Source organism: Azospirillum sp. (genome assembly GCF_050789165.1).
Window position 1 is genome coordinate 201,097 of record NZ_JBOZRT010000155.1, and the last position, 25,129, is coordinate 226,225.

At 71.6% G+C, this 25,129-nt stretch carries 23 protein-coding genes and 1 riboswitch; of the genes, 12 read left to right on the forward strand and 11 right to left on the reverse strand.

Annotated elements, in window-relative coordinates:
* Positions 1 to 104: 104 nt before the first annotated feature.
* A complete protein-coding gene (locus ACRWK7_RS32945; protein WP_431861722.1) occupies positions 105 to 614 on the reverse strand; it encodes a hypothetical protein in 510 nt (169 codons plus the stop codon).
* A gap of 163 nt (positions 615 to 777) precedes the next feature.
* Between ACRWK7_RS32945 and mutS the strand changes: the two genes are divergently transcribed.
* Positions 778 to 3,414 (forward strand): DNA mismatch repair protein MutS, encoded by a 2,637-nt coding sequence (gene mutS, locus ACRWK7_RS32950; protein ID WP_431861809.1) that lies wholly within the window; start codon positions 778 to 780, stop codon positions 3,412 to 3,414.
* A gap of 7 nt (positions 3,415 to 3,421) precedes the next feature.
* Here mutS and ACRWK7_RS32955 read toward each other — a convergent pair whose 3' ends face one another.
* Positions 3,422 to 3,844 (reverse strand): STAS domain-containing protein, encoded by a 423-nt coding sequence (locus tag ACRWK7_RS32955; protein WP_431861723.1) that lies wholly within the window; start codon positions 3,842 to 3,844, stop codon positions 3,422 to 3,424.
* A gap of 136 nt (positions 3,845 to 3,980) precedes the next feature.
* Positions 3,981 to 4,060, forward strand: a riboswitch (SAM riboswitch).
* An 83-nt stretch (positions 4,061 to 4,143) separates the two neighbouring features.
* On the opposite strand from ACRWK7_RS32955, the gene metZ reads away from it, so the two are divergent.
* Complete coding sequence (gene metZ / locus ACRWK7_RS32960; RefSeq protein WP_431861725.1) at positions 4,144 to 5,349, forward strand: O-succinylhomoserine sulfhydrylase; 1,206 nt, start codon at positions 4,144 to 4,146, stop codon at positions 5,347 to 5,349.
* Positions 5,350 to 5,428: 79 nt separating this feature from the next.
* The gene (locus ACRWK7_RS32965; RefSeq protein ID WP_431861727.1) at positions 5,429 to 5,944 is read left to right on the forward strand and encodes a phasin family protein; all 516 of its coding nucleotides are present in this window, start codon (positions 5,429 to 5,431) and stop codon (positions 5,942 to 5,944) included.
* A 9-nt stretch (positions 5,945 to 5,953) separates the two neighbouring features.
* On the opposite strand, the gene ACRWK7_RS32970 is transcribed toward ACRWK7_RS32965, so the two are convergent.
* A complete protein-coding gene (locus tag ACRWK7_RS32970; RefSeq protein WP_431861728.1) occupies positions 5,954 to 6,151 on the reverse strand; it encodes a hypothetical protein in 198 nt (65 codons plus the stop codon).
* Positions 6,152 to 6,348: 197 nt separating this feature from the next.
* Here ACRWK7_RS32970 and ACRWK7_RS32975 point away from each other — a divergent pair, with 197 nt between their 5' ends.
* Both ACRWK7_RS32975 and ACRWK7_RS32980 read left to right on the forward strand, forming a co-directional pair.
* Positions 6,349 to 9,195, forward strand: a complete 2,847-nt coding sequence (locus ACRWK7_RS32975; RefSeq protein WP_431861730.1) for a [protein-PII] uridylyltransferase — start codon at positions 6,349 to 6,351, stop codon at positions 9,193 to 9,195.
* A gap of 4 nt (positions 9,196 to 9,199) precedes the next feature.
* Complete coding sequence (locus ACRWK7_RS32980; protein WP_431861732.1) at positions 9,200 to 9,460, forward strand: hypothetical protein; 261 nt, start codon at positions 9,200 to 9,202, stop codon at positions 9,458 to 9,460.
* A 120-nt stretch (positions 9,461 to 9,580) separates the two neighbouring features.
* Here ACRWK7_RS32980 and ACRWK7_RS32985 read toward each other — a convergent pair whose 3' ends face one another.
* On the reverse strand, positions 9,581 to 9,868 hold the full coding sequence (locus tag ACRWK7_RS32985; RefSeq protein ID WP_431861733.1) for a hypothetical protein: 288 nt from the start codon (positions 9,866 to 9,868) through the stop codon (positions 9,581 to 9,583).
* A gap of 128 nt (positions 9,869 to 9,996) precedes the next feature.
* Between ACRWK7_RS32985 and murJ the strand changes: the two genes are divergently transcribed.
* The 3 genes from murJ (at position 9,997) to ACRWK7_RS33000 (ending at position 13,251) form a co-directional block, all read left to right on the forward strand.
* Positions 9,997 to 11,571: a murein biosynthesis integral membrane protein MurJ gene (murJ, locus tag ACRWK7_RS32990; RefSeq protein ID WP_431861735.1), complete on the forward strand. Its 1,575-nt coding sequence runs from the start codon at positions 9,997 to 9,999 to the stop codon at positions 11,569 to 11,571.
* A gap of 68 nt (positions 11,572 to 11,639) precedes the next feature.
* Positions 11,640 to 12,638, forward strand: a complete 999-nt coding sequence (gene trpS / locus ACRWK7_RS32995; RefSeq protein ID WP_431861737.1) for a tryptophan--tRNA ligase — start codon at positions 11,640 to 11,642, stop codon at positions 12,636 to 12,638.
* 13 nt (positions 12,639 to 12,651) lie between these two features.
* Positions 12,652 to 13,251 (forward strand): pyrrolidone-carboxylate peptidase, encoded by a 600-nt coding sequence (locus tag ACRWK7_RS33000; RefSeq protein WP_431861738.1) that lies wholly within the window; start codon positions 12,652 to 12,654, stop codon positions 13,249 to 13,251.
* A 1-nt stretch (position 13,252) separates the two neighbouring features.
* Here the strand turns inward: ACRWK7_RS33000 and chrA are convergent, their stop codons facing one another.
* Together chrA and ACRWK7_RS33010 are read right to left on the reverse strand one after the other, a co-directional pair.
* Positions 13,253 to 14,590 (reverse strand): chromate efflux transporter, encoded by a 1,338-nt coding sequence (gene chrA, locus ACRWK7_RS33005; RefSeq protein ID WP_431861740.1) that lies wholly within the window; start codon positions 14,588 to 14,590, stop codon positions 13,253 to 13,255.
* Entirely contained in the window at positions 14,587 to 15,348 is a 762-nt protein-coding gene (locus ACRWK7_RS33010) for a chromate resistance protein ChrB domain-containing protein (RefSeq protein ID WP_431861742.1), read from the reverse strand. The genes chrA and ACRWK7_RS33010 overlap by 4 nt, the downstream gene beginning before the upstream one ends.
* Before the next feature lie 94 nt (positions 15,349 to 15,442).
* Here ACRWK7_RS33010 and gcvA point away from each other — a divergent pair, with 94 nt between their 5' ends.
* Complete coding sequence (gcvA, locus tag ACRWK7_RS33015) at positions 15,443 to 16,315, forward strand: transcriptional regulator GcvA (protein ID WP_431861744.1); 873 nt, start codon at positions 15,443 to 15,445, stop codon at positions 16,313 to 16,315.
* Here gcvA and ACRWK7_RS33020 read toward each other — a convergent pair.
* Together ACRWK7_RS33020 and ACRWK7_RS33025 are read right to left on the reverse strand one after the other, a co-directional pair.
* Positions 16,312 to 16,692 (reverse strand): MarR family winged helix-turn-helix transcriptional regulator, encoded by a 381-nt coding sequence (locus tag ACRWK7_RS33020; protein WP_431861745.1) that lies wholly within the window; start codon positions 16,690 to 16,692, stop codon positions 16,312 to 16,314. The genes gcvA and ACRWK7_RS33020 overlap by 4 nt on opposite strands.
* Before the next feature lie 364 nt (positions 16,693 to 17,056).
* Positions 17,057 to 17,254, reverse strand: a complete 198-nt coding sequence (locus ACRWK7_RS33025) for a hypothetical protein (RefSeq protein ID WP_431861747.1) — start codon at positions 17,252 to 17,254, stop codon at positions 17,057 to 17,059.
* Positions 17,255 to 17,458: 204 nt separating this feature from the next.
* Between ACRWK7_RS33025 and ACRWK7_RS33030 the strand changes: the two genes are divergently transcribed.
* Entirely contained in the window at positions 17,459 to 18,952 is a 1,494-nt protein-coding gene (locus ACRWK7_RS33030; RefSeq protein WP_431861749.1) for an alpha/beta hydrolase, read from the forward strand.
* Between the two features lie 474 nt (positions 18,953 to 19,426).
* Here the strand turns inward: ACRWK7_RS33030 and ACRWK7_RS33035 are convergent, their stop codons facing one another.
* Positions 19,427 to 20,953 carry a YifB family Mg chelatase-like AAA ATPase gene (locus ACRWK7_RS33035; RefSeq protein ID WP_431861751.1) on the reverse strand — a complete coding sequence of 509 codons (1,527 nt, stop codon included), beginning with the start codon at positions 20,951 to 20,953 and terminating at the stop codon, positions 19,427 to 19,429.
* Between the two features lie 102 nt (positions 20,954 to 21,055).
* Here ACRWK7_RS33035 and ACRWK7_RS33040 point away from each other — a divergent pair, with 102 nt between their 5' ends.
* Both ACRWK7_RS33040 and ACRWK7_RS33045 read left to right on the forward strand, forming a co-directional pair.
* A complete protein-coding gene (locus tag ACRWK7_RS33040; RefSeq protein WP_431861753.1) occupies positions 21,056 to 21,448 on the forward strand; it encodes a hypothetical protein in 393 nt (130 codons plus the stop codon).
* 73 nt (positions 21,449 to 21,521) lie between these two features.
* Positions 21,522 to 22,268 (forward strand): creatininase family protein, encoded by a 747-nt coding sequence (locus ACRWK7_RS33045; protein ID WP_431861755.1) that lies wholly within the window; start codon positions 21,522 to 21,524, stop codon positions 22,266 to 22,268.
* 119 nt (positions 22,269 to 22,387) lie between these two features.
* Here the strand turns inward: ACRWK7_RS33045 and ACRWK7_RS33050 are convergent, their stop codons facing one another.
* Together ACRWK7_RS33050 and ACRWK7_RS33055 are read right to left on the reverse strand one after the other, a co-directional pair.
* Complete coding sequence (locus tag ACRWK7_RS33050) at positions 22,388 to 24,568, reverse strand: molybdopterin cofactor-binding domain-containing protein (RefSeq protein ID WP_431861757.1); 2,181 nt, start codon at positions 24,566 to 24,568, stop codon at positions 22,388 to 22,390.
* 2 nt (positions 24,569 to 24,570) lie between these two features.
* The gene (locus ACRWK7_RS33055) at positions 24,571 to 25,032 is read right to left on the reverse strand and encodes a (2Fe-2S)-binding protein (RefSeq protein WP_431861759.1); all 462 of its coding nucleotides are present in this window, start codon (positions 25,030 to 25,032) and stop codon (positions 24,571 to 24,573) included.
* Positions 25,033 to 25,129: the final 97 nt, after the last annotated feature.

Here is a 25,129-nt window from a genome sequence, read left to right on the forward strand (position 1 = left end):
ACGAGCGCTCATCCGCTGTACGGGTTGGGCGCTCGATAACGGATTCGCCGGCCGGAGTCACCCGACATTTTAGGGAATCGGGTGAGCCCCGCCGGTATGGCTTCCTATTCCTCGCGCGTGACGAGGTGCACGTTCTTGCCGCCTTCGCGCATCAGCACGGCGCTGGCGTCCAGCTCGGCGTTGGGATTGTCGACGCGGACCCAGAGGATGACGCCGCCGGCCTCCAGCGCGCGGGCGAACTCGTCGGTCTCCGGGTGGCTGGTCAGCTCGTCCAGGTAGTCCTTGATGGCGATGCCGCCGATGCCGGCCGCCACCACCGCCGCCACGCTGGCGGTGATCGGGCCGCCGACGATGGCGATCAGGCCGGCGGTGGTCAGCGGGAAGGCGTATTTCAGCTCGCCCACCAGGCCGGTCAGCGCCTCGTCGCGCGGGGTGGACGGGCGCTTCTCGGCCGCCTCCAGGGACGTGTGGCTCGCCAGCACGCTGAGGTCCTCGCGCGCGAAGCCGGCCGCCAGCAGGGCGCCCACGGCGCGGTCGAAGGACTCCCGTGTCTCGAACAGGGCCACGACCTCGCGGACTTCGCCCGGGTTTGCGGTATCGGACGCTTGCGCCACGGCCATCTCCTCACGACGTTACGGTGGCCCACTCTAGCCCCCTGCGGGGGCGGTGCGCCAGAGCGCTCGCCGTGCTATAGGGTCACGCCCCCGCCCCATCCCCCACTGCCGGTTTCAACCCGTGTCCGACCTCACCGTTTCCGTCCCGTCCGATGCCACGCCGATGATGGCGCAGTACCTGGAGATCAAGCAGGCGCACCCCGACTGCCTGCTGTTCTACCGGATGGGCGACTTCTACGAGATGTTCTTCGACGACGCGGTGAAGGCCGCGCAGGCGCTGGACATCGCGCTGACCAAGCGCGGCCAGCACCTGGGCGAGGACATCCCGATGTGCGGCGTGCCGGTGCACAGCCACGAGAACTACCTGCAGCGCCTGATCCGCCAGGGCTTCCGCGTCGCCATCTGCGAGCAGATGGAGGACCCGGCGGAAGCCAAGAAGCGCGGCTCCAAGTCGGTGGTGAAGCGCGGCGTCATCCGCATCGTCACGCCGGGCACGCTGACCGAGGACACGCTGCTCGACGCGCGCTCCTCCAACTGGCTGGCCGCGGTGGCCGAGGTGGCGGGATCCATCGGGCTGGCGTGGCTTGAGCTGTCGACCGGCGAGGTGGTGGTGCAGCCGGTGGACCGCGCGGGTCTCGGCGCCGCGCTCGGCCGCCTCGACCCGCAGGAGGTGCTGGTCCCCGAACGCCTGTGCCAGGACCCCGACCTGTTCGAGCTGTGGGGCGAGTGGAAGGAGCGCCTGACCGTCCAGCCCAACCCGCGCTTCGATTCCGAGAACGGCAAGCAGCGCCTGCTGACCCTCTACGGCGTCGGCACGCTGGACGCCTTCGGCGGCTTCACGCGCTCGGAGGTGGCGGCGGCCGGCGCGCTGGTCGGTTACGTCGAGCTGACGCAGAAGGGCCGCATGCCGCGGCTCTCGCCGCCGCGCCGCGTCGGCCCCGGCGCCGTCCTGGAGATAGACGCCGCGACCCGGCGCAACCTGGAGCTGACCCGCACGATGACCGGCGAGCGGCGCGGCAGCCTGCTCGCCACCATCGACCGCACGGTGACCGGCGCCGGGGCGCGTATGCTGGCGATCCACATGTCCGCCCCGCTGACCGACCCGACGGCGATCGCCAAGCGCCTGGACATGGTCGAGTTCGCGCTGACCGAGGAGCGGCTGCGCGCCGACGCCCGCGAGGTGCTGAAGCGCTGCCCGGACCTGGAGCGCGCGCTGTCCCGCCTGTCCTTGGGCCGCGGCGGTCCGCGCGACCTCGCCTGCGTACGCGACGGGCTGCGCGCCGCCGCCGAAGTGAAGGCGCTGCTGCACGGCACCTTCCCGCTGCTGCCCGACGGCCTGGGCGCCATCGTGCGGAACCTGGGCGAGCATTTCGAGCTGGTGGACCGTCTGGCCCAGGCGCTGGCGCCGGAGCTGCCGCTTCTGGCGCGCGACGGCGGCTTCATCGCGCCGGGCTATTCCTACACGCTGGACGAGCTGGTCACGCTGCGCGACGAGAGCCGCCGCCTGATCGCCGGCCTGCAGGCCAAGTACGCCGACCTCGCCGGCGTGCCGGCGCTGAAGGTCAAGCACAACAACGTGCTCGGCTACCACATCGAGGTGACGGCGACGCACGCCGACAAGCTGCTGTCGGGCAAGAACCGCGAGCTGTTCATGCACCGGCAGACCATGGCGAACGCCGTGCGCTTCGGCACGGTCGAGCTGTCGGACCTGGAGCGCCGCATCTCCGAGGCGGCCGACAAGGCGCTGGCCGTGGAGATGGGCCTGTTCGAGGAGCTGGTCGCCCTGGTCACCGACCAGGCCGACCGCATCGTGCACGCCGCCCGCGCACTGGCCGCGCTGGACGTGGCGCTGTCGCTGGCCGAGCTGGCGGCGGAGCGGCGCTACAACCGTCCGGTGGTGGACCACAGCCTCGCCTTCTCGATCAAGGGCGGCCGCCACCCGGTGGTGGAGGCGGTGCTGGACAGCCAGAACGCCGGCCCGTTCGTCGCCAACGACTGCGATCTGGCGCCGGAAAACCGGCTGTGGCTGCTGACCGGCCCGAACATGGCGGGTAAATCGACCTTCCTGCGCCAGAACGCGCTGATCGCCGTGCTGGCGCAGATGGGCAGCTTCGTGCCGGCGGACAACGCGCACATCGGCGTGGTCGACCGGCTGTTCAGCCGCGTCGGCGCGGCCGACGACCTCGCCCGCGGCCGCTCCACCTTCATGGTGGAGATGGTGGAGACCGCCGCCATCCTGAACCAGGCCGGCGAGCGGGCGCTGGTCATCCTCGACGAGATCGGCCGCGGCACCGCGACCTTCGACGGCCTGTCCATCGCCTGGGCGTGCGTGGAGAACCTGCACGACGTCAACCGCTGCCGCGCGCTGTTCGCCACGCACTACCACGAGCTGACCATGCTGGCCTCCAAGCTGCCGGCGCTCAACTGCCACACCATGCGCATCAAGGAGTGGCAGGGCGACGTGGTGTTCCTGCACGAGGTGACCTCCGGCGCAGCGGACCGCAGCTACGGCATCCATGTCGCCAAGCTGGCCGGCCTGCCGGCGGCGGTGGTCGGCCGTGCCGAGGAGGTGCTGCAGATCCTCGAATCCGGCGAGCAGAACGCCGCCATCCACCGCCTCGCCGAGGATCTGCCGCTGTTCAGCGCCGCAAAGAAGCGCCCGCCCCCGGCCGCTCCGGCCGCGGCACCGCCGCAGCCCTCCGCCGTGGAGGAGGCGCTGAAGGCCGTCAACCCCGACGACCTGACGCCGCGTCAGGCACTGGAGGAGCTGTACCGGCTGCGCGGGTTGCTGAAGGGGTAAGGGGCGGTTACGCCGCGTCGGCCTTCAGCGCCCGCGCCGCCAGGGCCAGCGGGTTCTCGCCGGGGGCGCAGGGGTGCTCGGCCAGCACCTCCTCCGGCACGCAGGAGGCCACGTAGGCGTCCAGGCTCTCGAACTGCGGGATGATCATGCCGATGCGGGTCAGCGTCACCACGCGCAGCACCTGCCCCTCGCCGGTCAGCATGGCGACCGACTTGCCGGCCGCGATCGCCTCGCCGTTGACCACCAGCAGCATGCCGATGCCGGCGGAATCGATGAACTCCAGCCCGCCCAGGTCGAGCACGCAACGGCGGTCGGTGGCGTGTTTCACGTCGGCGATCAGGTCGCGCACCTCGTCGCCGCCCTGGCCGGTCAGGCGCCCGGCGAGGGCGAACCGCGTGAAATGGCGGTCGTGGAACTTGCGGTACTGCACGGCATCACCGGCGCAGAGAGTAAGGAGCCACACCTCTATGATCAGGCAACCCAGCCGTGACAAGCGGCGCGGAGCGCATACTCCTGCGTGACGTTGCCGCACGGAGGCTTGACGCGCCCGGTGGCCGGGCCTAAAACCGTCGTCACGTGGTGATTTGGGCGACCGGCTTGCGGGCCACGTAAAACAATCCGCTAAAGAGGTCCGAGCCGCGTCCGCGCCTCGACCTGTGGACGGTCGGGGCGTTTTTTGTTTGTGCGGCCGGCACGCCCCCCGGCCGCGGGAACAGGAGAGAGGCGGCCATGGCCAGGACCGATACCCGCAAACCCAACGTCGCCGGGCTGCGCCCGCGCTCCAAGCTGGTGCACGGCGGCACCCAGCGTTCCGGCTTCGACGAGACGTCGGAGGCGATCTTCCAGACCTCCGGCTTCGTCTACGCCTCGGCCGAGGAGGCGGAGAGCGCCTTCCTCAACGACGGCCAGCGTCAGGTCTACTCGCGCTTCCGCAACCCGACCTGCGCCATGTTCGAGGACCGCCTCGCCGCTTACGAGGGCGCGGAGTGGGCCTACGCCACCACCTCCGGCATGGCCGCGGTGACGGCGGCGCTCCTGTGTTTCCTCAAGGCCGGCGACCGCATCGTGGCACCGTTCGCGCTGTTCGGCTCGTGCCTGCACATCGTCAAGAACCTCTGCCCGCGCTACGGCATCGTCCCCGTCCTGATCGACGGCACCGATCCGGCGGCCTGGGAGGAGGCGCTGTCCCAGCCGACGGCCGCGGTGTTCCTGGAGACCCCCTCCAACCCGGGGCTGGAGATCGTCGATATCAAGGCGGTGTGCGACCTCGCCCACAAGGCCGGGGCCAAGGTGGTGGTGGACAACGCCTTCGCCACGCCGGTGGCGCAGCGCCCGCTGGAGTTCGGCGCCGACGTCGTCGTCTATTCAGCGACCAAGCACATCGACGGCCAGGGCCGCTGCCTGGGCGGCATCATCCTGTCCGACGCCAAGTTCGGCACGGAGGTGATCCACCCCTTCGTCCGCCACACCGGCCCGACCATCAGCCCGTTCAACGCCTGGGTCCTGCTCAAGGGCCTGGAGACGCTGGAACTGCGCGTCAACGCCCAGACCCAGGCGGCCACCCAGGTGGCGGAGTTCCTGTCCACCCACCCGAAGGTGACGCAGGTGCTCTACCCCACCCTGCCCAGCCACCCGCAGCACGATCTGGCGCGCCGGCAGATGACCGGCGGCGGCACCATGGTCGCCTTCCGCATCAAGGGCGGCCGGGACGAATCGTTCCGCTTCATGAACGACCTGCGGATGGTGCTGATCTCCAACAACCTGGGCGACGCCAAGAGCCTGATCACCCACCCCGACACCACCACCCACGCCAAGGTGGCGCCGGAGGACAAGGCCAAGGCCGGCATCCGCCCCGACCTGATCCGCCTGTCGGTCGGCCTGGAGGATCCGCAGGACATCGTCGAGGATCTGGACCGCGCCCTGCGTTCGGCGTAGAACCCGTCGCTGCGGAACCCCTCCCCATCCTTCAGCGTTGGGGAGGGGCTTTCTGTTGCAGCGCACAAGGACGGTACACATGGCGGCTCGGCGAGCCAACCCTGCGGGTCACGCCACCCGGATGGCGGCGGTGGTGAACGAACTGGCGAAGACCGCCGGCAAGCACGGCGAGATGGGCGTCGCCGCGGCGCGCACCATCGGCTACCGAACGGCGATGATGGCCGGCACATTGACCGACCCGTTGTCGGCCACCGATCCCGAGTTCGTCCGCATGGGCGCGGAAAAGGTCGAGGCCGTGGCCGAGGCGACCTCCGCCATGGCGGTCGGCGTCGCCGAGCTTCAGCACGCATGGCTGGCGCTGTTCACCGGCCCGGTGCAGGCGGCGACGCTGGCGATGGCCAGCCTGGGCACCTGCCGCTCGCCGCTCGATCTGGTCACCGTGCAGCAGCGCTGGTGGGAAGAGAGCATGAGCGCCGGCATGAACGCCGGCATGCATTTCGTGGAATCCGCGGCCAGCCTGGCCGGCGCCGGCCTGCCGGCCTTCCACCGCCGCGCCCGCGCCAACGCGCGCCGTCTGTCGCGCGTCCGGCGCTGAGCCGAAGCGTCAGAACAGGTCGATCGACCCGTAGTCCTGCTCGTCGCCGAACACGGCCTCGCGGCGCCCGTGCGCGTCGAGCACTTCGACGACCACGTCGTTCGGGCAGTCCCGGTTGATGGCCTGCGCGATTTCGAGGAGCGGAGATCCGATGCGCAGGCCGCCGCCTGTGTGGTCCCGCGGCGTGGGAGCGAGGGTAACGAGCATTGTACGCACTCCGGCGTTTATCGCCATGAGCCATAGATATACGCCAAAAGGCTTACCAAGCCGTTGAGGAGGGACGAGGCGCCCCGCGAACTTTGCGGGTCTGACCGGTGAATTCCGCGCCCCGCCGACGCCCGTGCACCCCCAGGCGAATCCGTCTATAGTGCGAATCGTCCGCACCGCCTGGAAAGCCCGCCCTGATGCTGTCGCCCCGCGCCGCCGCCCCCGCCGCACCGCCCCAGGAGATCCCGAACCGCCGCGCCATCATCTCCAAGGCCAAGCTGATGGAGGAGCTGGACGCGCTGGTCGAGGAGCACGGCACCGGCGACAAGGTGCGCCCGCATGTCATCGCGTGCCTGCGCGGCGCGCTGACCCGCGGCCGGGCCGAGGTGCGCGCCCGGTTCGAGCAGGGTGGCTCCGGCGAGGAATGCGTGCGGCAGAACTGCTACCTCGCCGACCGGCTGATCCGCACGCTGGCCGCCTTCACGCTGACGCACATCTTCCCGTCCGCCAACCCGACGCTGGGCGAGCAGTTCGACATCGTCGCCACCGGCGGCTACGGCCGTGGCGAGCTGGCGCCGTTCTCCGACATCGACCTGCTCTTCCTGCTGCCCTACAAGCGCACGCCGCGGGTCGAGCAGGTGGTCGAGTACATGCTGTACGTCCTGTGGGACCTCGGCCTGAAGGTCGGCCACGCGGTGCGCAGCGTCGACGACTGCATCCGGCAGTCCAAGGCCGACGTCACCATCCGCACGGCGATCCTGGAGTCGCGCTACCTCTGGGGCCCGCGCAAGCTGTTCCAGGAGCTGAAGAAGCGCTTCGACAAGGAGGTCGTCTCCGGGTCCGGCCAGGAGTTCGTCGAGGCCAAGCTGGCCGAGCGCGACTCCCGCCACCAGAAGCTCGGCGACAGCCGCTACGTGCTGGAGCCGAACCTGAAGGACGGCAAGGGCGGCCTGCGCGACCTGCAGACGCTGTTCTGGATCGGCAAGTACCTGTACCGCGCCGACGAGGCCGACGAACTGGTCGGCAAGAACGTCCTGCTGCCCGAGGAGGCGCAGCGCTTCGCCAAGGCGCAGAACTTCCTGTGGACCGCGCGCTGCCACCTGCACTACCTGACCGGCCGCATGGAGGACCGCCTGACCTTCGACGTGCAGTCGGAGATCGGCGCCCGCATGGGCTACACCGACCACGCCGGCACCAAGGGCGTGGAACGCTTCATGAAGCACTACTTCCTGGTCGCCAAGGACGTCGGCGACCTGACGCGCATCTTCTGCGCGGCGCTGGAGGCGGAGTCGAAACGCCCACCCAAGTTCAACATCCTGCGCCTCGCCGCGCTGACCCGCCGCAAGGACATCGACGGCTTCGTCCTCGACGGCGAGCGCCTGAACGTGCGCGACGACAAGCAGTTCCGTGAACACCCGATCGACATGATCCGGCTGTTCCACGTGGCGCAGCTGAACGACCTGGACATCCACCCGAACGCCCTGCGCTCGATCACCCGCTCGCTCACGGCGCTCGGCCCCAAGGTGCGCAACGACCCGGAAGCCAACCGGCTGTTCCTGGAGATGCTGACCGGCCCCAAGGACCCGGAGCTGGCCCTGCGCCGCATGAACGAGGCCGGCGTGCTGGCCCGCTTCGTGCCCGACTTCGGGCGCGTCGTGGCGCAGATGCAGTACGACATGTACCACGTGTTCACCGTGGACGAGCACACGCTGTTCGCCATCGGCATCCTGCACAAGATCGAGCAGGGCGAGCTGGCGGACGAGCTGCCGCTGTCGTCGGAGGTGATCCACAAGGTGGTGTCGCGCCGCGCCCTCTACGTGGCCGTCCTGCTGCACGACATCGCCAAGGGCCGCGGCGGCGACCACTCGGTGCTGGGTGCGCGCGTGGCGGAGAAGCTGTGCCCGCGCCTCGGCCTCACGGCGGAGGAGACGGAGACGGTGGCGTGGCTGGTGCGCTGGCACCTCGCCATGTCGCAGGTCGCCTTCAAGCGCGACCTGGAGGACGAGAAGACCGCCCGCGACTTCGTGGCGCTGGTGCAGTCGCCGGAGCGCCTGCGGCTGCTGCTGGTGCTCACCGTCGCCGACATCCGCGCCGTCGGCCCGCAGCGCTGGAACAACTGGAAGGCCACGCTGCTGCGCGAGCTGTACAACCGTTCCGAAGAAATCATGTCCGGCGGTCTGTCGGTGGCGGGGCGCGAGCGGCGCATCCAGGCGGCGCAGGCGGCGCTGCGCGAAGAGCTGGCCGACTTCGAGCCGGCGGAGACCGACACCCACCTGACGCTGGGCTACCCCGCCTACTGGCTGAGCTTCGACACCGACACGCTGGGCCGCCACGCCCGCCTGATCCGCAGCGCCGAGCGCGACCAGCGCCCGCTGACGGTCGAGACGCGGGTCGACCGCGGCCGCGCCATCACCGAGGTGACGATCTACGCCACCGACCACCACGGCCTGTTCTCGCGCCTCGCCGGGGCGCTGGCGGCGAGCGGGGCGGACATCGTCGACGCGAAGATCTTCACCATGACCAACGGCATGGCGCTGGACGTCTTCTCGGTGCAGGACGCCGCGGTGGGCGGCGCCTTCGAGGGCGGCGACAAGCTGGCCAAGCTGTCGGTGACCATCGAGAGGGTTCTGGCCGGCCAGCTCAAGCCCTTGCAGGAGCTGGCGAACCGCCGCTCGCCGATGACCAGCCGGACGCGCGTCTTCCACGTGCCGCCGCGCGTGCTGATCGACAACGCCGCCTCAACCACCCACACGGTGATCGAGGTGAACGGCCGCGACCGCCCGGGCCTGCTGTACGACGTGACGCGCGCGCTGTCGAACCTGTCGCTGCAGATCTCCTCGGCGAAGATCGCCACCTACGGCGAGAAGGCCATCGACGTCTTCTACGTGAAGGACGTGTTCGGCCTGAAGGTGACGCACGACAGCAAGCTGGCGCAGATCCGCGAGCGGCTGTTGCACGCCCTCGCCGACCCCGCCGGCGAGCCGCCACTGCAGGCCCCGGTGCCGGCGGTGCGCCGCTCCCGCCCGGTCGACGCGGCGGACTGAGGCGATGCTGTACGCGCAGTTCCTCATCGCCCTGTCGGTCGCCGCACCCGGCGTGCTGTCCTACCGCACCATGCGCAGCGGTGCGCATGGCCGCGCCCTGGCGGCCGGCGGCGCGGCGCTGTTCTCGGCGCTGTGGGCCGGCGTGGTCGGGCTGATCGTCTCCGTCACCGCGGACACCGCCATCCCCGGCGAGCTGTGGGCGGCCCTGGCGACCGCCGTGGTGGTGACCGAGGCGTTCTTCGCCGAGACGGCGCGGGCGGAGTAAGAAGGCTTACTGCCCCCTCCCCATCCCTCCCCCGCTCTCGCGGTGGAGGGGGCAGAGCGGCGGAGTTCCCTCCACCGCGAAGCGGGGGAGGGCTAGGGAGGGGGCCGACATCTCCGATCGCTAAGCGAACCGCACCACCGACCCGTCCGGCCGCTCCCCTGCCACCGTCGGATCACCCAAGGCCGCTCCCGTCCGCCGCCGCGTCAGCTCGCAGCGGATCAGGATCGAGCCGGACAGGATCCGCCGGCAGCGCAGGCTGTCGGTCTCGTTGATCAGCTCCAGGTGGTTGCGGGTGAGCACGGCGCGCAGGAGGCTCTCGCTCCAGCCCTGCAGCGCTTGGCGCTTGCGCGCGATATCGTCGGCGCTCTGGAAATCGACGAGGAAAGCGGCGGCGGGCTGCATCGACAAACAGGCACCCTGGCGATCGGACTCGCCGGAAGAGCCGGCGCTGATTCCGGTAGAAACAGGCGGGCGCGATCCATGTTCCCCGTCCGCGCGGCTTTCCGGCCCGGGCGTTCGCCGCTATACCCCTGGGCATGAGCTTCGCCCGCGCCATCGCCACCGTCGGCGGCCTGACCATGGTGAGCCGGCTGGCCGGCTTCGCCCGCGACATCCTGACCGCCGCCGTGCTGGGCGCCGGGCCGGCGGCCGACGCCTTCTTCGTGGCGCTCAAGCTGCCCAACCTGTTCCGCCGCCTGTTCGCCGAGGGCGCCTTCTCCGTCGCCTTCGTGCCGCTGTTCAGCGCCGAGCTGCAGCGCCACGGCCGCGCCGCCGCCGTGACCTTCGCCGAGGAGGCGCTGGGCGTGCTGCTGAGCGTGCTCGTGCCCTTCGCCGTCCTGGCGGTGCTGGGCATGCCGGCGCTGATGCACCTGCTGGCCCCCGGCTTCGCCGACGAGCCGGAGAAGTTCGCGCTGGCCGTCCACATGGCGCGGCTGACCTTCCCCTATCTGGTGCTGATCTCGCTGGTGACCTTGCTGGGCGGGGTGCTCAATGCGCTCGACCGCTTCGGGCCGTTCGCGGCGGCGCCCATCGCCTTCAACCTGACGCTGATCGCGGCCATGCTGCTGGCCCCGCCGCTGGGGCTGCAACCCGGCACCGCGATGGCGGCGGCGGTGACGCTGTCGGGCGCCGTGCAGCTCGCCTGGATGGCCTGGGCGTGCCGGCGCGAGGGGATCGCGCTGCGCCTGCGGCCGCCGCGGCTGAGCGAGCGCGTGCGCCGCCTGTTCCGGCTGGTCGGGCCGGGGGCGCTGGGCGCCGGGGCGGTGCAGGTGAACCTGTTCATCAACATGATCCTGGCCTCGCTGCTGCCCAGCGGCGCGGTGTCGTTCCTCTACTACGCCGACCGGTTGAACCAGATGCCGCTGGGCATCATCGGCATCGCCATCGGCACGGCGCTGCTGCCGGTGCTGTCGCGCCACGTCGCGGCCGGCGACGACGGCGCGGTGCGCGCCCACATCAGCCGCGCGCTGGAGTACGCGTTGCTGCTGGGCCTGCCGGCGGCGACGGCGCTGGCGGTGGCCGGCCATCCGATCATCGCCGTGCTGTTCCAGCGCGGCGCCTTCGGCCTGGCCGAGACCACGGCGACCGCCCAGGCGCTGGCCGCCTACGCCGCCGGCATCCCCGCCGCGGTGCTGGTGAAGGTGCTGAGCGCCGCCCACTTCGCCCGCCACGACACCGCCACCCCGGTGCGCGCCGCCATCGCCATGACGGCGGCCAACCTCGCGCTGGCGCTGGCGCTGATCCCCGTCCTGGGGCACGTCGGCATCGCGCTGGCGACCGGCGTGGCGGCGTGGCTGAATGCCGGCTGGCTCGCCTGGGGCCTGCACCGCCACGGCCGGTTCGACGTGGACGCCCGCCTCAAGCGCCGAGCCCCGCGCATCGCGCTGGCGGCGCTGGGCATGGGGGCCGGGCTGCTGGCGGGCATGGTGGGATTGGCGCCGGCGCTGGAGGCAGGGGCGACGACGGTGCGCTTCGGCGCGCTCGCGCTGCTGGTGGCGGGCGGTGGCGGGCTGTTCTTCGCGCTGGCGCACCTCACCGGCGGGACGGACCTGAGCGACCTGAAGGCGCTGGCGGGGCGGCGTGCCGTGGCGTCCACCGCCCACACACCTTGACCCGCGCGCCGGGCCGTCCCATAAAACCGCCTCCCACACGTCTCGAGCGCAGCGAGAGGGCCCCTTCTGTGAACCGCATCTTCTCCGGCATGCAGCCGACCCGCCAACTGCACCTCGGCAACTACCTCGGCGCGCTGCGCAACTGGGTGGCGCTGCAGAACGAGTACGAGTGCATCTTCTGCGTCGTCGACCTGCACGCGCTGACCATCGACCAGCAGCCGGAGGTCCTGCGCAACAACATCCGCGAGGTCGCCGCCGCCTACATCGCGGCCGGCATCGACCCGGACAAGAACATCCTGTTCAACCAGTCCTTCGTCGCCGGGCATTCCGAGCTGTCGTGGATCCTGTCGTGCTACACGCCGCTGGGCTGGCTGAACCGCATGACGCAGTTCAAGGAGAAGGCCGGCAAGCACCGCGAGATGGCCAACCTCGGCCTCTACTCCTACCCGGTGCTGATGGCGGCCGACATCCTGCTGTACAAGGCGACGCACGTGCCGGTCGGCGAGGACCAGAAGCAGCACCTGGAGCTGGCCCGCGACATCGCCGGTGCCTTCAACCGGCACTACGACACCGAGTTCTTCCCGCTGCCCGAGCCGCAGATCCTCGGCGAGGCGACGCGCGTCATGAGCTTGCGCGACGGCACCAAGAAGATGAGCAAGTCGGACGAGTCCGAGTACAGCCGCATCAACATGACGGACGACGCCGACACCATCGCCCAGAAGATCCGCAAGGCGAAGACCGATCCCGAGCCGCTGCCGGACACCCTGGAGGATTTGGAGAAGCGTCCGGAGGCCGACAACCTCGTGACCATCTACGCGGCGCTGTCCGGCGAGACCCGCGAGCAGGCGATCCAGCGCTTCGCCGGCGCGCAGTTCTCGCAGTTCAAGACGGCGCTGCTCGACGCCGCGGTGGCGCACCTCGCGCCCATCACCCAGCGGATGAACGAACTGCTCGCCGACAAGGCGGAGATCGACCGCCTGCTGCGCAAGGGCGGCGAGCGCGCCGAGGCCATCGCGTCCAAGCACCTCGCCGAGGTGAAGGACATCATCGGCCTGCTGCGCCCCTGACCGGAAGACCGCAATGACCGCGCCCATCCTCCTCACCGGCTTCCAGCCCTTCGGCAGCAACGTGGTCAACCCGACGATGCTGCTGATGGAGCGGCTGGCCGGGATGGAGGGGGTGGTCACCGCCACCCTGCCGGTGGAGTACGGCACCTCCGGCGACGCCTTCGAGGATCTTCTGGACAAGCACGAGCCGGCCGCCGTGCTGTGCTTTGGCCTCGCCGCCAAGACCGACGTGGTGCTGGTTGAGCGCGTCGCCTGGAACCGCGACGAGACCGAGCAGGCCGACAACACCGGGCTCGTGCGCCAGGGCGTGGTGATCCTGGAGGACGCTCCGCCCTCCTACGCCTGCGGCTTCCCGGCGCCCGTGCTGGTGCAGGCGCTGGAGGCGGCCGGCGTGCCGGTGGACGTCAGCGACGACGCCGGCGGCTACGTCTGCAACCACCTGTACTACCGCGCGCTGCACGCGGTGGCGATGCGCGGGCTGGACACGCCCGTTGCCTTCATCCACGTCCCGCCCCTGCCCGAGCACTGCACCGACCGCGCCGGCGGGCTGGCGTTCGAGCGGCTGGAGGCTGGGGTGCGGGCGCTGATCGAGGCGGTGCGGGCCGCCGCCTGAGTCAGAGCACCATCCGCACCACAACAGCCGCCGCTGCGCACCCGGCCAGCGTCCACACGATGCCGACGTGGAACCGCAGCACCGCGACCATCGCCCCCGCCGACAGCAGCAACGCCCACCCGTCCACCGTCCCCCACACCGGCCAGGGAATCCCGGCCACCTCGCCGACCTCGCGGAACACCACGTGCAGGCCGAACCAGACCGTGAGGTTGAGGATCACCCCCACGACCGCCGCGGTGATCGCCGTCAGCGCGCCGGCCAGCGCCCGGCTGTGCCGCAGCGCCTCGATGTACGGCGCGCCGAGGAAGATCCACAGGAAGCACGGCACGAAGGTGACCCACGTCGTCAGCCCCGCGCCGATGAACCCGCCCAGCAGCGGCGCCACCCCGCCCGGGTCGCGGAACGCCGCCAGATAGCCGACGAAGGTCAGCACCAGGATCAGCGGCCCCGGCGTCGTCTCGGCAAGCGCCAGCCCGTCCACCATCTCGCCCGGCCTGAGCCAGCCCAGCGTGCCCACCGCCGCCTGCGCGATATAGGCGAGCACCGCGTAGGCGCCGCCGAAAGTCACCATCGCCGCCTGGCTGAACACGATGCCGATGTCCGGGTAGATGCTGCCGCTCCCGAACACCGCGGCCAGCGCCAGCACCGGCGCGACCCACAAGGCGCACCACACCGCCACCACGTGCAGCGAGCGCCCCAGCCCGCGCGAGTCGCCCGGCGCCATGGTGCCGACGGCGAGACGGTCGTCGGCCTCCGCGCCATTGCCGGACGCCGGCGCGAACACCCCCGGCCACACCCGCACGCCGGCCAGCCCGATCAGCCCGGCCAGCAGCACGATCAGCGGGAACGGCAGGCCCAGCGCGAAGATCGCCACGAAGGCCAGCGCCGCCAGCGCGACGTGCACGCGCCCCTTCAGCGCCCGCTTACCGATGCGCAGCAGCGCCTCGACCACCACGGCGAACACCGCGGCCTTGAGGCCGTAGAACAGCGTCTGCACCAGCGCGAGGTCGCTGCCCATCGCGTACAGCGTGCTCAGCGCCAGGATCACGAAGAAGCCCGGCAGCACGAACAGCACGCCGGCCGCCACGCCGCCGCGCGTGCCGTGCAGCAGCCAGCCGACGTAGGTGGCGAGCTGCGTCGCCTCCGGCCCCGGCAGCAGCATGCAGAAGTTCAGCGCGTGCAGGAACCGCGCCTCGCCGATCCAGCGCTTCTCCTCCACCAGGATGCGGTGCATGGTGGCGATCTGCCCGGCCGGCCCGCCGAAGCTGAGCAGCCCGACGCGCGCCCACACCCGCAACGCCTCGCGGAAGGTGACCGGTGCGTTCGCGTCGTCCCTCATGCCGTCCCCTCGGTCCTGCACCAGCGATAGAGAGCGTCGTACAGCACCAAGCCGTGCCGCAACAGCGTTTGATCGTCGTCGAACACCAGCCCCAGCCCGCGCGACAGCGCGAACAGCCCCGCCGACTGCGGCGTCAGGCCGAGCGCGCCGGTGTCGGCGCCGCGCACGATGGCGGCCATGGCGTGCACCGCCGGATCCTCGATGCCGCAGTCGGTCACGAAGGCGTCGAAGCTGCACCGATCGCCATGATGGCCGTAGTGCACGCCGGGCACGTCGAAGGGCGTGGCGCCGGTGCGTTCCGCCGTCTCCAGCACCGCCTCGGCCGGCACGTACAGGAACCGCGCGTCCGGATCGACGAAGCGGCGAATCAACCAGGGGCAGGCGAGCCGGTCGATCTTCGGCCGCTCCCGCGTCACCCACCGCGTCGGCGCGGCGGGCTTGGCGGCGAGCGGCCGGCCGGCCTCCCGCCAGCCCTCGACGCCGTCCATCAGGTACCGCGCGTCCAGCCCGCGGTCCGCCAGCGCCGCCGCCACGGCTTGGCTCACCTCGTGCCCATGCACGCAGGCGACGACGACGGTCCGCCCGATCTCCAGGTCCGGTGCCCAGGTGGCGACATCCTCCGGCGTGCGGCGCAACGCGCCGGGCAGCGTGCCGCCGGCCTGCGCGTAGGCCGGCTCGCGGCGCACGTCGAGGATCAGCGGGGCGTGCCCATCCTCGATCAGGGCAGCCAGCGCGGCGGAGTCGATGGACGTCGGCATAAGTCCCTCCCTGTCAATCCGGCTCCACACTGGTCCCATGAAGGACCGGAGAACAAATCAATCCTCTTCGCCGAGCTGTGAGCGGAATTGACCGATGCCGCACCTTCCGCCGATGCCGGCGCTGCGCGCCTTCGAGGCCGCGGCGCGGCACCTGAACGTCACGCGCGCCGCCGAGGAGATCGGCCTGACGCACGGCGCCGTCAGCCACCAGATCCGCGAACTGGAGGCGCGCCTCGGCGTCCGCCTGTTCGAGCGCGAGCCGCGCGGCCTGACGCTGACCCCGGCCGGCGACACCTACCGCCGCTACGTCGAGGCGGCGCTGGCCCAGTTGCGCGACGGCGGCGCCGCGGTGGCCCGGCAGGGCAAGGGGCGGGTGCTGACGGTGTCGGTGTCGCCGAACTTCGCGCACAAGTGGCTGGTGCCGCGGCTCGGCCGCTTTCTGGAGGCGCACCCGGACATCGACCTGCGGCTCAGCGCCTCGGTCCGGCACGTGGACTTCCGGGGCGGCGACATCGACATGGCGGTGCGGCACGGCGACGGGAACTGGCCGGCGCTGGACGTCGCCAAGCTGTGCGACGAGCGGGTCTTCCCGGTGTGCAGCCCGGCGCTGGCCGCGCGCATCGGCGGCCTCGCCGGCCTCACCGGGCAGACGCTGCTGCACGACCGCGACCCGGCGGCATGGCGCGACTGGCTGGGGCGCTTCGGCGTTGCGGCGCCGGTGCCGCCGCACGGCCCGGTGTTCGACCAGACGAGCCTCGCCGTCGACGCGGCGGTGGCGGGACAGGGCGTGGCTCTGGCGCGCTCGGCGCTGGTGGCGCTCGACCTTGCGGCGGGGCGGCTGGTGCGGCCGGTGGAAGAGGCGACCGACGCCCCCTTCGCCTACTGGATCGTTTGCCCGCCGCAGACGGCGCGCACGCCGGCCATCGCGCGCTTCCGCGCGTGGCTGCTGGAGCAGGCGGCGGTCTAGGCGGTCTTCCGGCGCAGGTCGGGCCGGGGATCGACGTTGCCGACGATGCCGCGCAGCTCGTCCAGGAAGGCGCGGCCCTTGTCGGTCAGCGCCACCACCTTGCGGCGGCGCTCGCGCGGGTCTTCCTGCGCGCTCACCAGATCCAGGCCGGCCTTGCCGAACGAATGCCAGCGGCTGAGCGCCGCCACGTTGCGCGAGGCGGAGGACTGGGCGATGCCCAGGCGTTCCGCCAGCTCGCCGATGGAGATGCCCTCGTTCTGCGCGATCGTCATGAACGACAGCGCGTATTGGATCGGCAGGTCGGGGTCGAGCGTACGGAACGCCTCGAGCACGCGCGTGACGGTCGCAATCTCGTCAGGACGGATGCGGGTCGACATCAGCGGACCCTCCCCGTCTGCGCCGCAGGTGCGGCGGCGGCGACCATGTGGCCGGCGTGTAGATCAAGTGCAGGCGTCCAAGCCATACCACGAGTTCCCCGTTTTCCCGCCGGATGTCGAAGGCACCCGGAGAGGCCCAGAGGGCGTGTTCAGCAAAGACCCGATGACCGCGCAAAGCCAGAAAGACACTCATGACACCCTCTCGTTATCCGGAATTCGCTGGACGCGCTCGATTGAAGCCAATGGGAATCGCGATGCATGGTGGTGCGGGCTCGGTTGAGCGGGGTGACAGGGGTTACGAGTTTCATCGTCGTCTCCATGAGTGAGGGACCGCGTGCGGACACGCGGGCTTGAGGATCGCCAATCAGCGGTAAGCTGACAAGTTGCAAAAAATCCGGGCCTCAGAAAGGTTCCGGTGCAGGATGGGTTCGGCCGGAACCTCCACCCCGTCGACATCGGCCAGCCCGATGTCGCGCCGCATGCGCGGGCACAGGTGCTCGACTCCGGCCCCGGGACTGGGGTCCAGCCACCGGCTCAACAACTGACTCCACAGACTGGGCATGGCGCCCTCCTTCGGTTTTCGAACGCGCAAAACATCCGCTCACGGAAGTGTTCCGTCAACAGAATATGCCGAAAAGACCCATCCTGTTGCCGTGCGGACACGCCCGGCCGTCCGCCATACGCGGCGCGGCTGACGGCGCTGGACGGCCGGCGGGCGGACGCGCGACTGTGGGTTGCCCCGCCCGCGCCCACCTGATCCTTCCCCGTGCCCGCCGTGTCCGTCCTCGCCCTCCGCTTGCTCCGCCTGCCGGCCCTCGGCCTGCTGCTGGGCGCCTCGTTCGCGGCGCCGCCGGCCGCCGCGCAGGGGCGATTCACGGCCGCGCCCTGCTGGTTCACCCCGCCGCCCGGCGAGTCGGCGCGCTGCGGCACCGTCGCCGTGCCGGAGCGCCGCGACCGCGCCGCGCACCGCACGCTGCACCTCACCATCGCCGTGCTGCGCAGCACCGCCCAGCGCCCGGCGCACGATCCGGTGCTGTACATCGACGGCGGCCCCGGCGCCTCGCCCTTCGGCCTCGACGAGGTGTCGGAGGAGCGCATGGAGGGCTGGTGGGAGTTGACGGCCGTCCTCCGCCGCACACGCGACGTGGTCCTGTTCGACCCGCGCGGCGTGGGCCGCAGCGAGCCGGATACCGACTGCGCCGAGCTGGACGTCCTGGCCGGCACCCCCCGCACCGCGGCCGAGGAGCGCGCCGCGCTGGAGGCGTGCTCCACCCGCCTGCGCGCCGCCGGCGTGGATCTTGGCTCCTTCACCACGTCGGCTGCGGCCGACGACGTCATGGACATCGCCGCGGCGGTGGGGGCGGCGCGCGTCAACCTGATCGCCGTGTCCTACGGCACCCGCGTGGCGCTGGAGATCCTGCGCCGCCACGGGCCGCGCGTGCGCGCCGCGGTGCTCGACGGCGTCTACCCGCCCGACATCAACGCCGAGGAGGAGGAGGCGTGGCTGACCCACCGGGCGTTGAAGCGGCTGTTCGACGACTGCACCGCCAGCCGCGCCTGCCGCGCCGCCTTCCCCGACCTGGAGCGCCGCTTCCTGCAGCTCGCGTCCGACCTGAACGCCTTGCCCGCCACGGTGAACGCCGGCGACGCCTCGGACCCGCTCGGTATCCGCCTCGACGGGTCCGCGCTGATCGCCGCGGCGCTGGAGGCCATGGCCGGCGACGAGGCAATCCCGCGCCTGCCCGCGCTGATCGACCGCGCCGTTCGTGGCCGGCCGGCACCGCTGGCGCTGTACGTCCCGGCGCCGCGCCTTGGCGACCCCGACACCGCCGAGGGCATGGCCTTCTCCATCGAGTGCCGGGAGACGGTGAACGCCGCCGACCCCGTGCGCACCGCCAACAACCGCCGCCGCTGGTCGGTGCTGCCCGGCCTGGGGGGCGACGACACCGGCCGGCGCGTCTGCGCCGTCTGGCCGGTCGGCGGGCAGGAGCCCGGCGAGCGCCTGCCGGTGGCGAGCACGACGCCGGTGCTGCTGCTCTCCGGCGCCTACGACCCGGTGACTCCGCCCGAGTGGGGCCAGCGCGCCGCCATCACCCTGCCACAGAGCCGCCACGTGGTGTTCCGCGCCGCCGGCCACGGCGTGCTACTGGGCGAGCCCTGCGCGCTGGACCTCGCCGCCGCCTTCCTCGACCGCCCGGAGGCGGCCAAGCCGCCGACCTGCGGCTCGGCCGACCGGCCGCCGGCGTTCGAGGTGCGGTAGGTCTCCGCACCGGCCCCCCTCCTAACCTCCCCCCACTTCGCGGGGGGAGGAACTCCGCCGCCAGCCTTGAAAGCCCTCCCCCGCGAAGTGGGGGAGGGTTGGGTGGGGGCCCGGCGCGAACACTCCCCCTTGCGCCGCTGGCGATCCGCGGTTAGGCTGCGCCCCATGAACGTGCGATCCGCCTCGCTCGCCCTCACGGGCCGATTTTGGTACCGCTGGTACACACCGGCGGCCTAGGTATCGCACACCCACGATGCACCCGAAGCCGCCCGACGTGAGGCGGCTTTTGTGTTTTCAGCACCCGGTGCACGCAGATCCCCGCCAGACGCCGACGCGGCCTCCCCCTCAGACCGGAGGTCACCATGTTGGATTTCGATTTCGACGTCGTCACCGGCCCTTCCAAGGCCACCTGCCCGGCCCCCTCGCAGGAGCAGCCGCCCGCGGAGGATCCGTCCGCCGCCCCCAGCGCCGCCCCTACCTCCCAGGCGCGATCCGCCGGTAGCTGAGCGCCTCGGCGACGTGCATCCGCCGCACTCCGGTCGTCCCCTCCAGGTCGGCCAGCGTGCGGGCGACCCGCATCACCCGGTGGTAGCCGCGCGCCGACAGCTTCAGCCGCTCCGCCGCCTCGGTCAGCAGCGCGCGGCCGGGCTGGTCGGGGGCGGCGACGCGCTCCAGCAGTTCGCCGTCGGCGTCGGCGTTGGTGCGCACCGGCCGGCCGCCGGGCGAGACCGCGGCGTAGCGTTCCGCCTGGACGGCGCGGGCGACGGCGACGCGGGCCGCCACCTCGGCGCTGCCCTCGGCCGGCGGCGGCAGGCTGAGGTCGGCCGGGCTGACCGCCGGCACGTCGATGTGCAGGTCGATGCGGTCGAACAGCGGGCCGGAGATCTTGGACTGGTAGTCGGCCGCGCACTTCGGCGCCCGCCCGCACGCCAGCGCCGCGTCGTCCAGATGCCCGCAGCGGCAGGGGTTCATGGCCGCCACCAGCTGCACCCGCGCCGGGTATGTGACGTGCGCGTTGACGCGCGAGACCACCGCCTTGCCGGTCTCCAGCGGCTGGCGCAACGCCTCCAGCACCTGCCGGGGAAACTCAGGCAGCTCGTCCAGGAAGAGCACTCCCTGGTGGGCCAGGGAGATCTCCCCCGGCTTGCCGCGCGTGCCGCCGCCCACCAGGGCCGGCAGCGAGGCCGACTGGTGCGGAGACCGGTAAGGCCGGTGGCGGATCAGCCGCCCCTCCTCCAGCAGCCCGGCGACGCTGTGGATCATCGAGACCTCCAGCGCCTCCGCCGGATCGAGCGGCGGCAGCAACCCCGGCAGCCGCGCCGCCAGCATCGACTTGCCCGACCCGGGCGGACCGATCATCAGCAGGTTGTGGTTGCCGGCCGCGGCGACCTCGACCGCGCGCTTGGCGGTCTCGTTGCCTTTGACGTCGCGCAGGCACGGTTGCTGGGCCGGTTCCTCCTGCATCCGCGGCTTCGGCCGGGTCAGCACCTGGCTGCCCTTGAAGTGGTTGATCAGCGCCAGCAGCGTCGGCGGCGCCAGCACGTCCAGATCCTCGCCGGCCCAGACCGCCTCGCCGCCGCACGCGGCCGGGCAGATCAGCCCCCGTTCGTTGGCCTGCGCGTTGATCGCCGCCGGCAGCACGCCGGCCACCGGCGTCAGCGCGCCGTCCAGCGCCAGCTCGCCCAGCGCCACGTAGCGCGCCATCTCCTCGTCCGGCAGCACGCCCATGGCGGTCAGCAGGCCCAGCGCGATGGGCAGGTCGAAGTGCGACCCCTCCTTCAGCACGTCGGCCGGCGCCATGTTGACGGTGATGCGCTTCGCCGGCAGCGACAGGCCCAGCGCGTGCAGCGCGGCGCGTACCCGCTCGCGGCTCTCGCCCACCGCCTTGTCGGGCAGCCCGACGACGGTGAAGGCCACCACGCCGCTGGACATCTGCACCTGCACGTCGATGTCCATCACCTCGATGCCCTGGAAGGCGACCGTCCTGACCCGCGCAACCACGCCGCTGCACCCCTCGTCGAAAATGCACGCGAGTGTATGCGCGGCAGCCCGCTTTTGCCAGCCGCCGAACGCGGCTATGCTCGGCGCCGGAAGGAGATCGGCATGTTGCGCGTCGGACTGGTCATGGCGGTGCTGGCCCTCGGCCCCATGGAGGCCGCCGCGGCCTGCCTGCGCTACGACGCGCCGGAGCAGCTGGCCGGCACGCTGACGCGCCGGCCGGTGCCCGGCGTCAAAGGACCGCAGGTCTACTGGTACCTGCGCCTCGACCGCCCGGCCTGCGTCGATGCGAAGCCGGGCAGCGCCGGCGTCAACGCCGCCCGCGACGCGGTGCGCGAGATCCAGCTGGAGCTGCCGCACGAGGTCTACAGCCGCGTCGTGTCGCTGCCCGACACGCGCGTGGTGGCCGCCGGCACCCTGTTCGGCGCCAACCCCGGCCCGCACGCCACACCGGTGATGATGCGGGTGCGGGAGCTGCGCAGGGCGGATGCGCGCTGAGGCGGGCTTGGGCCTCGCCACCCGCCGCTCTATGATCACTGCCAAGCAACACCCATCGAGGGGACAGAGACCCGTGCAACTCCACCTGTGCACCTGGGCCGAGGTCGAGGCCTATCTGAAGACGTCCAAGGGCATCGTCATGCCCATCGGCTCCACCGAGCAGCACGGGCCGAACGGCCTCGTGGGCACCGACGCCATCTGCGCCGAGGTCGTGGCCAAGGCGGTCGGCGAGGCGACTGGCGCGCTGGTCGGCCCGACCATCGCGGTGGGCATGGCCGTGCACCACATGGAGTTCGCGGGCTCGATGACGTTGCGCCCGTCGACGCTGATCGCGGTGATCCAGGATTACGTGCTGTCCCTGGCCGAGCACGGGTTCGAGCGCTTCTTCTTCGTCAACGGCCACGGCGGTAACATCGCCAGCATCCGCGCCGCCTTCTACGAGGTCTACGCCGCGAACCGCGCGCAGAAGGGCGGAAACGCGCCGGAGCTGCGCTGCGCGCTGGTCAACTGGTGGGAGAACGAGGCGGTGGGCCGCCTGTCGCGCGAGCTGTACGCCGGCGTCGAGGGCTCGCACGCCACGCCGTCGGAGGTCTCGCTGACCCAGCACGCCTATCCCGAGGCCATCAAGACCGCCACCATGTCGCCGCAGGTGGCGCCGTCGGGAAGCTTCCACGACGCCCGCGACTTCCGCCGCCGCTACCCGGACGGCCGCATCGGCTCCGACCCCTCGCTGGCCCGGCCGGAGCACGGCAAGCGCCTGCTCGACGCCGCCACCGCAGCCATCGCCGATCAGTACCAAAAATTCGTTGCGGAGGCGTAATAAAACCCCTCCCCCTTGCGGGGGAGGGGTTTGGGGAGAGGGGGAAGGCGACGTGGCCGCCTCGCGGCGCCACCCTCTCCCCAACCCCTCTCCCGTCCAGGGAGAGGGGCTTTATCGGATCATACCTCCACGCCCTGCGTCGCGAACGGCAGGCTGCGCACCCGCTTCCCCGTCAGCGAGAACAGCGCGTTGGACACCGCCGGCGCGATCGGCGGCACGCCGGGTTCGCCGACGCCCGTGGGGGGCGCCGCGGACGGCACGATGTGCACCTCCACGTCCGGCATGCGGTCGATGCGCAGCGGCGTGTAGTCGTGGAAGTTCGACTGCTCCACCTTGCCCTGCGCCAGGGTGATCGCCTCGCCCAGCGCGGCGCCCAGGCCGAAGCCGATGCCGCCCTCCATCTGGGCGCGCACCACGTCGGGGTTGACGGCAAGGCCGCAGTCCACCGCGCAGACCACGCGCTCCACCTTCAGCCGGCCGCCGCTCATCGACAGCTCGACGACCTGCGCGACGACCGAGTTGAACGACTCGTGCACCGCGATGCCGCGCGCCCGGCCGGCCGGCAGGGGCTTGCCCCAGCCCGCCTTCTCCGCCGCGAGGTCGAGCACCGCCAGATGCCGCGGGTGCTTGCCCAGCAGCTCGCGCCGGAACGCGTAAGGATCCTTCCCGGCGGCGTGCGCCAGCTCGTCGATGAAGACCTCGGTGGCGAAGCCGTTGTGCGTGCTGCCGACCGAGCGCCACCACAGCACCGGCACGCCGACGTCCGTGTTGTGCACGTCCACCAGCACGTTGGGCACGGCGTAGGGCAGGTTGGCCGCCCCCTCGACCGAGGTGGCGTCGATGCCGCCCTTCACCATCATGCCCTCGAACGGCGTGCCGATGAGGATCGACTGGCCGACGATGCGGTGCTTCCAGGCCACCAGCTTGCCCTGCGCGTCCAGCCCGGCCGCCATGACGTGGTGGTACATCGGCCGGTAGCGGCCGCCCGTCACGTCGTCCTCGCGCGTCCAGATCAGCTTGACCGGCGCCTTGCCGTTGATCGCCTTGGCGATGGAGACCGCCTCGACGATGTAGTCCGACTCCGGGTTGGCGCGCCGGCCGAAGCTGCCGCCGGCGTACAGCGTGTGGATGCGCACTTGGTCCGGCTTGATGCCCAGCAGCTTCGCCGCGTTGCCCTGGTCGCCGGTCTGGAACTGGTCGCCGGCCCAGATGTCGACGCTGCCGTCCGGCGCCAGCTTGGCCACGCAGTTCAGCGGCTCCATCGGCGTGTGGGCGAGGTAGGGGAAGTCGAACTCCGCCCGCACCACCTTGGCGGCCGTGCCGAGCGCCGCGTCGGCGTCGCCGTCCTTCCACGCCGGCAGGCCGGGCGCCTTGCCCAAACCCCGGTAGATGTCCAAGAGCGTGCCCGAGTCGCGCACCTCCGCGCCCGTCTGGTCCCAGGTCACATCCAGCGCCTCGCGCCCGCGCTTGGCGGCCCAGAAGCCGGTGGCGAGCACCGCGACGCCGCGCGGGATCTGCACCACGTCGACGACGCCCGGCACCTTCTTCGCCTCGCTGGCGTCGAAGGCCTTCACCTTGGCGCCGAACACCGGCGGCCGCTCGACCACCGCCACCAGCGCGCCCGGCAGCGTGAAGTCCATGGCATACACCGCCTTGCCGGTGGTCTTCTCCACCGAGTCGAGGCGCGGCACCGGCTTGCCGATCAGGGTGAAGTCCTTGGGGTCCTTCAGCGGCGGGTCCTTGGGCGGGGTGACCTTGGCGGCGGCCTCGGCCAGCTCGCCGAACGTCGCCTTGCGGTCGCCGGCCGAGACGACACCCTTGGACACGCCGACCTGCGACGCCGGCACGCCCCACTTGTCGGCCGCCGCCTGCACCAGCATGGCGCGCGCGGCGGCACCGGCCTTGCGCAGCTGCTCGAAGGAGTTGGCGACGCTGCTCGACCCGCCGGTCCCCTGCGCCGGGCCCCACATCAGGTTGTTGTAGAGCAGCGGGTCGGCCGGCGCGTGCTCGGCGCGCGTCTGCGCCCAGTCGGCGTCCAGCTCCTCGGCCACCAGGGTGGTCAGGCCGGTGTAGGTGCCCTGCCCCATCTCCAGGTGCTTGATCAGCACGGTGACGCTGTTGTCCGGCGCGATGCGGACGAAGGCGTTCGGCCTGAACACGCCGTCGGCCGGCGCGGCGTATGCGAGCTTCGCCCCGCGGCCGGGCAGCTGGAAGCCGACGATCAGACCGGTCGCGGCGGCGGCCCTCAGCACGTCGCGGCGGGAGGCTTGCGGAAGCGCGAAACGGAATCCGGGCTGCATGGTCAGGCCTCCAGCGTCTTGGCCGCGGCGTGGATGGCGGCGCGGATGCGGTGGTAGGTGGCGCAGCGACAGAGGTTGCCCTGCATCGCCCCGTCGATGTCCTCGTCGCTGGGCTTCGGCGTGTTGGTCAGCAGCGCCACCGCCGACATGATCTGCCCGGACTGGCAATAGCCGCACTGGACCACGTCCAGCTTCTGCCAGGCGGCCTGCACCGCCTGGGCGACCTTGCCCTGGACGCCCTCGATGGTGGTGACGGCGCGGTTCGCCGCCTCCGACACCGGGATGGAGCAGGAGCGCACCGGCGCCCCCTCAATGTGCACGGTGCAGGCGCCGCACTGCGCCTGCCCGCACCCGAATTTCGTGCCGGTGAGGCCGGCGGCCTCCCGGATCGCCCACAGCAGCGGCATCTCCGGATCGACGTCCAGCGTCACGGTGCGGCCGTTGAGCACGAGGCTGATGGCCATGGAACCCTCCTGCGGAATGCGTGTCGCGCCCTCTTCGACGGGGCTTGCGTCAGGCGCAAGTGAACGCCTCGGTTCAGTGATATGCAATTCCGACGGA

What these genes read in the sequence shown, in the direction of transcription:
- ACRWK7_RS33040 (WP_431861753.1), top strand. Translation starts at nt 21,056, where the DNA reads ATGTTGCGCGTCGGACTGGTCATGGCGGTGCTGGCCCTCGGCCCCATG.
- gcvA (WP_431861744.1), top strand. Translation starts at nt 15,443, where the DNA reads ATGCCGCACCTTCCGCCGATGCCGGCGCTGCGCGCCTTCGAGGCCGCG.
- ACRWK7_RS32975 (WP_431861730.1), top strand. Translation starts at nt 6,349, where the DNA reads ATGCTGTCGCCCCGCGCCGCCGCCCCCGCCGCACCGCCCCAGGAGATC.
- murJ (WP_431861735.1), top strand. Translation starts at nt 9,997, where the DNA reads ATGAGCTTCGCCCGCGCCATCGCCACCGTCGGCGGCCTGACCATGGTG.
- ACRWK7_RS32965 (WP_431861727.1), top strand. Translation starts at nt 5,429, where the DNA reads ATGGCGGCTCGGCGAGCCAACCCTGCGGGTCACGCCACCCGGATGGCG.
- mutS (WP_431861809.1), top strand. Translation starts at nt 778, where the DNA reads ATGATGGCGCAGTACCTGGAGATCAAGCAGGCGCACCCCGACTGCCTG.
- ACRWK7_RS33025 (WP_431861747.1), bottom strand. Translation starts at nt 17,254, where the DNA reads ATGCCCAGTCTGTGGAGTCAGTTGTTGAGCCGGTGGCTGGACCCCAGT.
- ACRWK7_RS33010 (WP_431861742.1), bottom strand. Translation starts at nt 15,348, where the DNA reads ATGCCGACGTCCATCGACTCCGCCGCGCTGGCTGCCCTGATCGAGGAT.
- chrA (WP_431861740.1), bottom strand. Translation starts at nt 14,590, where the DNA reads ATGAGGGACGACGCGAACGCACCGGTCACCTTCCGCGAGGCGTTGCGG.
- ACRWK7_RS33055 (WP_431861759.1), bottom strand. Translation starts at nt 25,032, where the DNA reads ATGGCCATCAGCCTCGTGCTCAACGGCCGCACCGTGACGCTGGACGTC.
- ACRWK7_RS33050 (WP_431861757.1), bottom strand. Translation starts at nt 24,568, where the DNA reads ATGCAGCCCGGATTCCGTTTCGCGCTTCCGCAAGCCTCCCGCCGCGAC.
- ACRWK7_RS32980 (WP_431861732.1), top strand. Translation starts at nt 9,200, where the DNA reads ATGCTGTACGCGCAGTTCCTCATCGCCCTGTCGGTCGCCGCACCCGGC.
- ACRWK7_RS33020 (WP_431861745.1), bottom strand. Translation starts at nt 16,692, where the DNA reads ATGTCGACCCGCATCCGTCCTGACGAGATTGCGACCGTCACGCGCGTG.
- ACRWK7_RS33000 (WP_431861738.1), top strand. Translation starts at nt 12,652, where the DNA reads ATGACCGCGCCCATCCTCCTCACCGGCTTCCAGCCCTTCGGCAGCAAC.
- metZ (WP_431861725.1), top strand. Translation starts at nt 4,144, where the DNA reads ATGGCCAGGACCGATACCCGCAAACCCAACGTCGCCGGGCTGCGCCCG.
- ACRWK7_RS32970 (WP_431861728.1), bottom strand. Translation starts at nt 6,151, where the DNA reads ATGCTCGTTACCCTCGCTCCCACGCCGCGGGACCACACAGGCGGCGGC.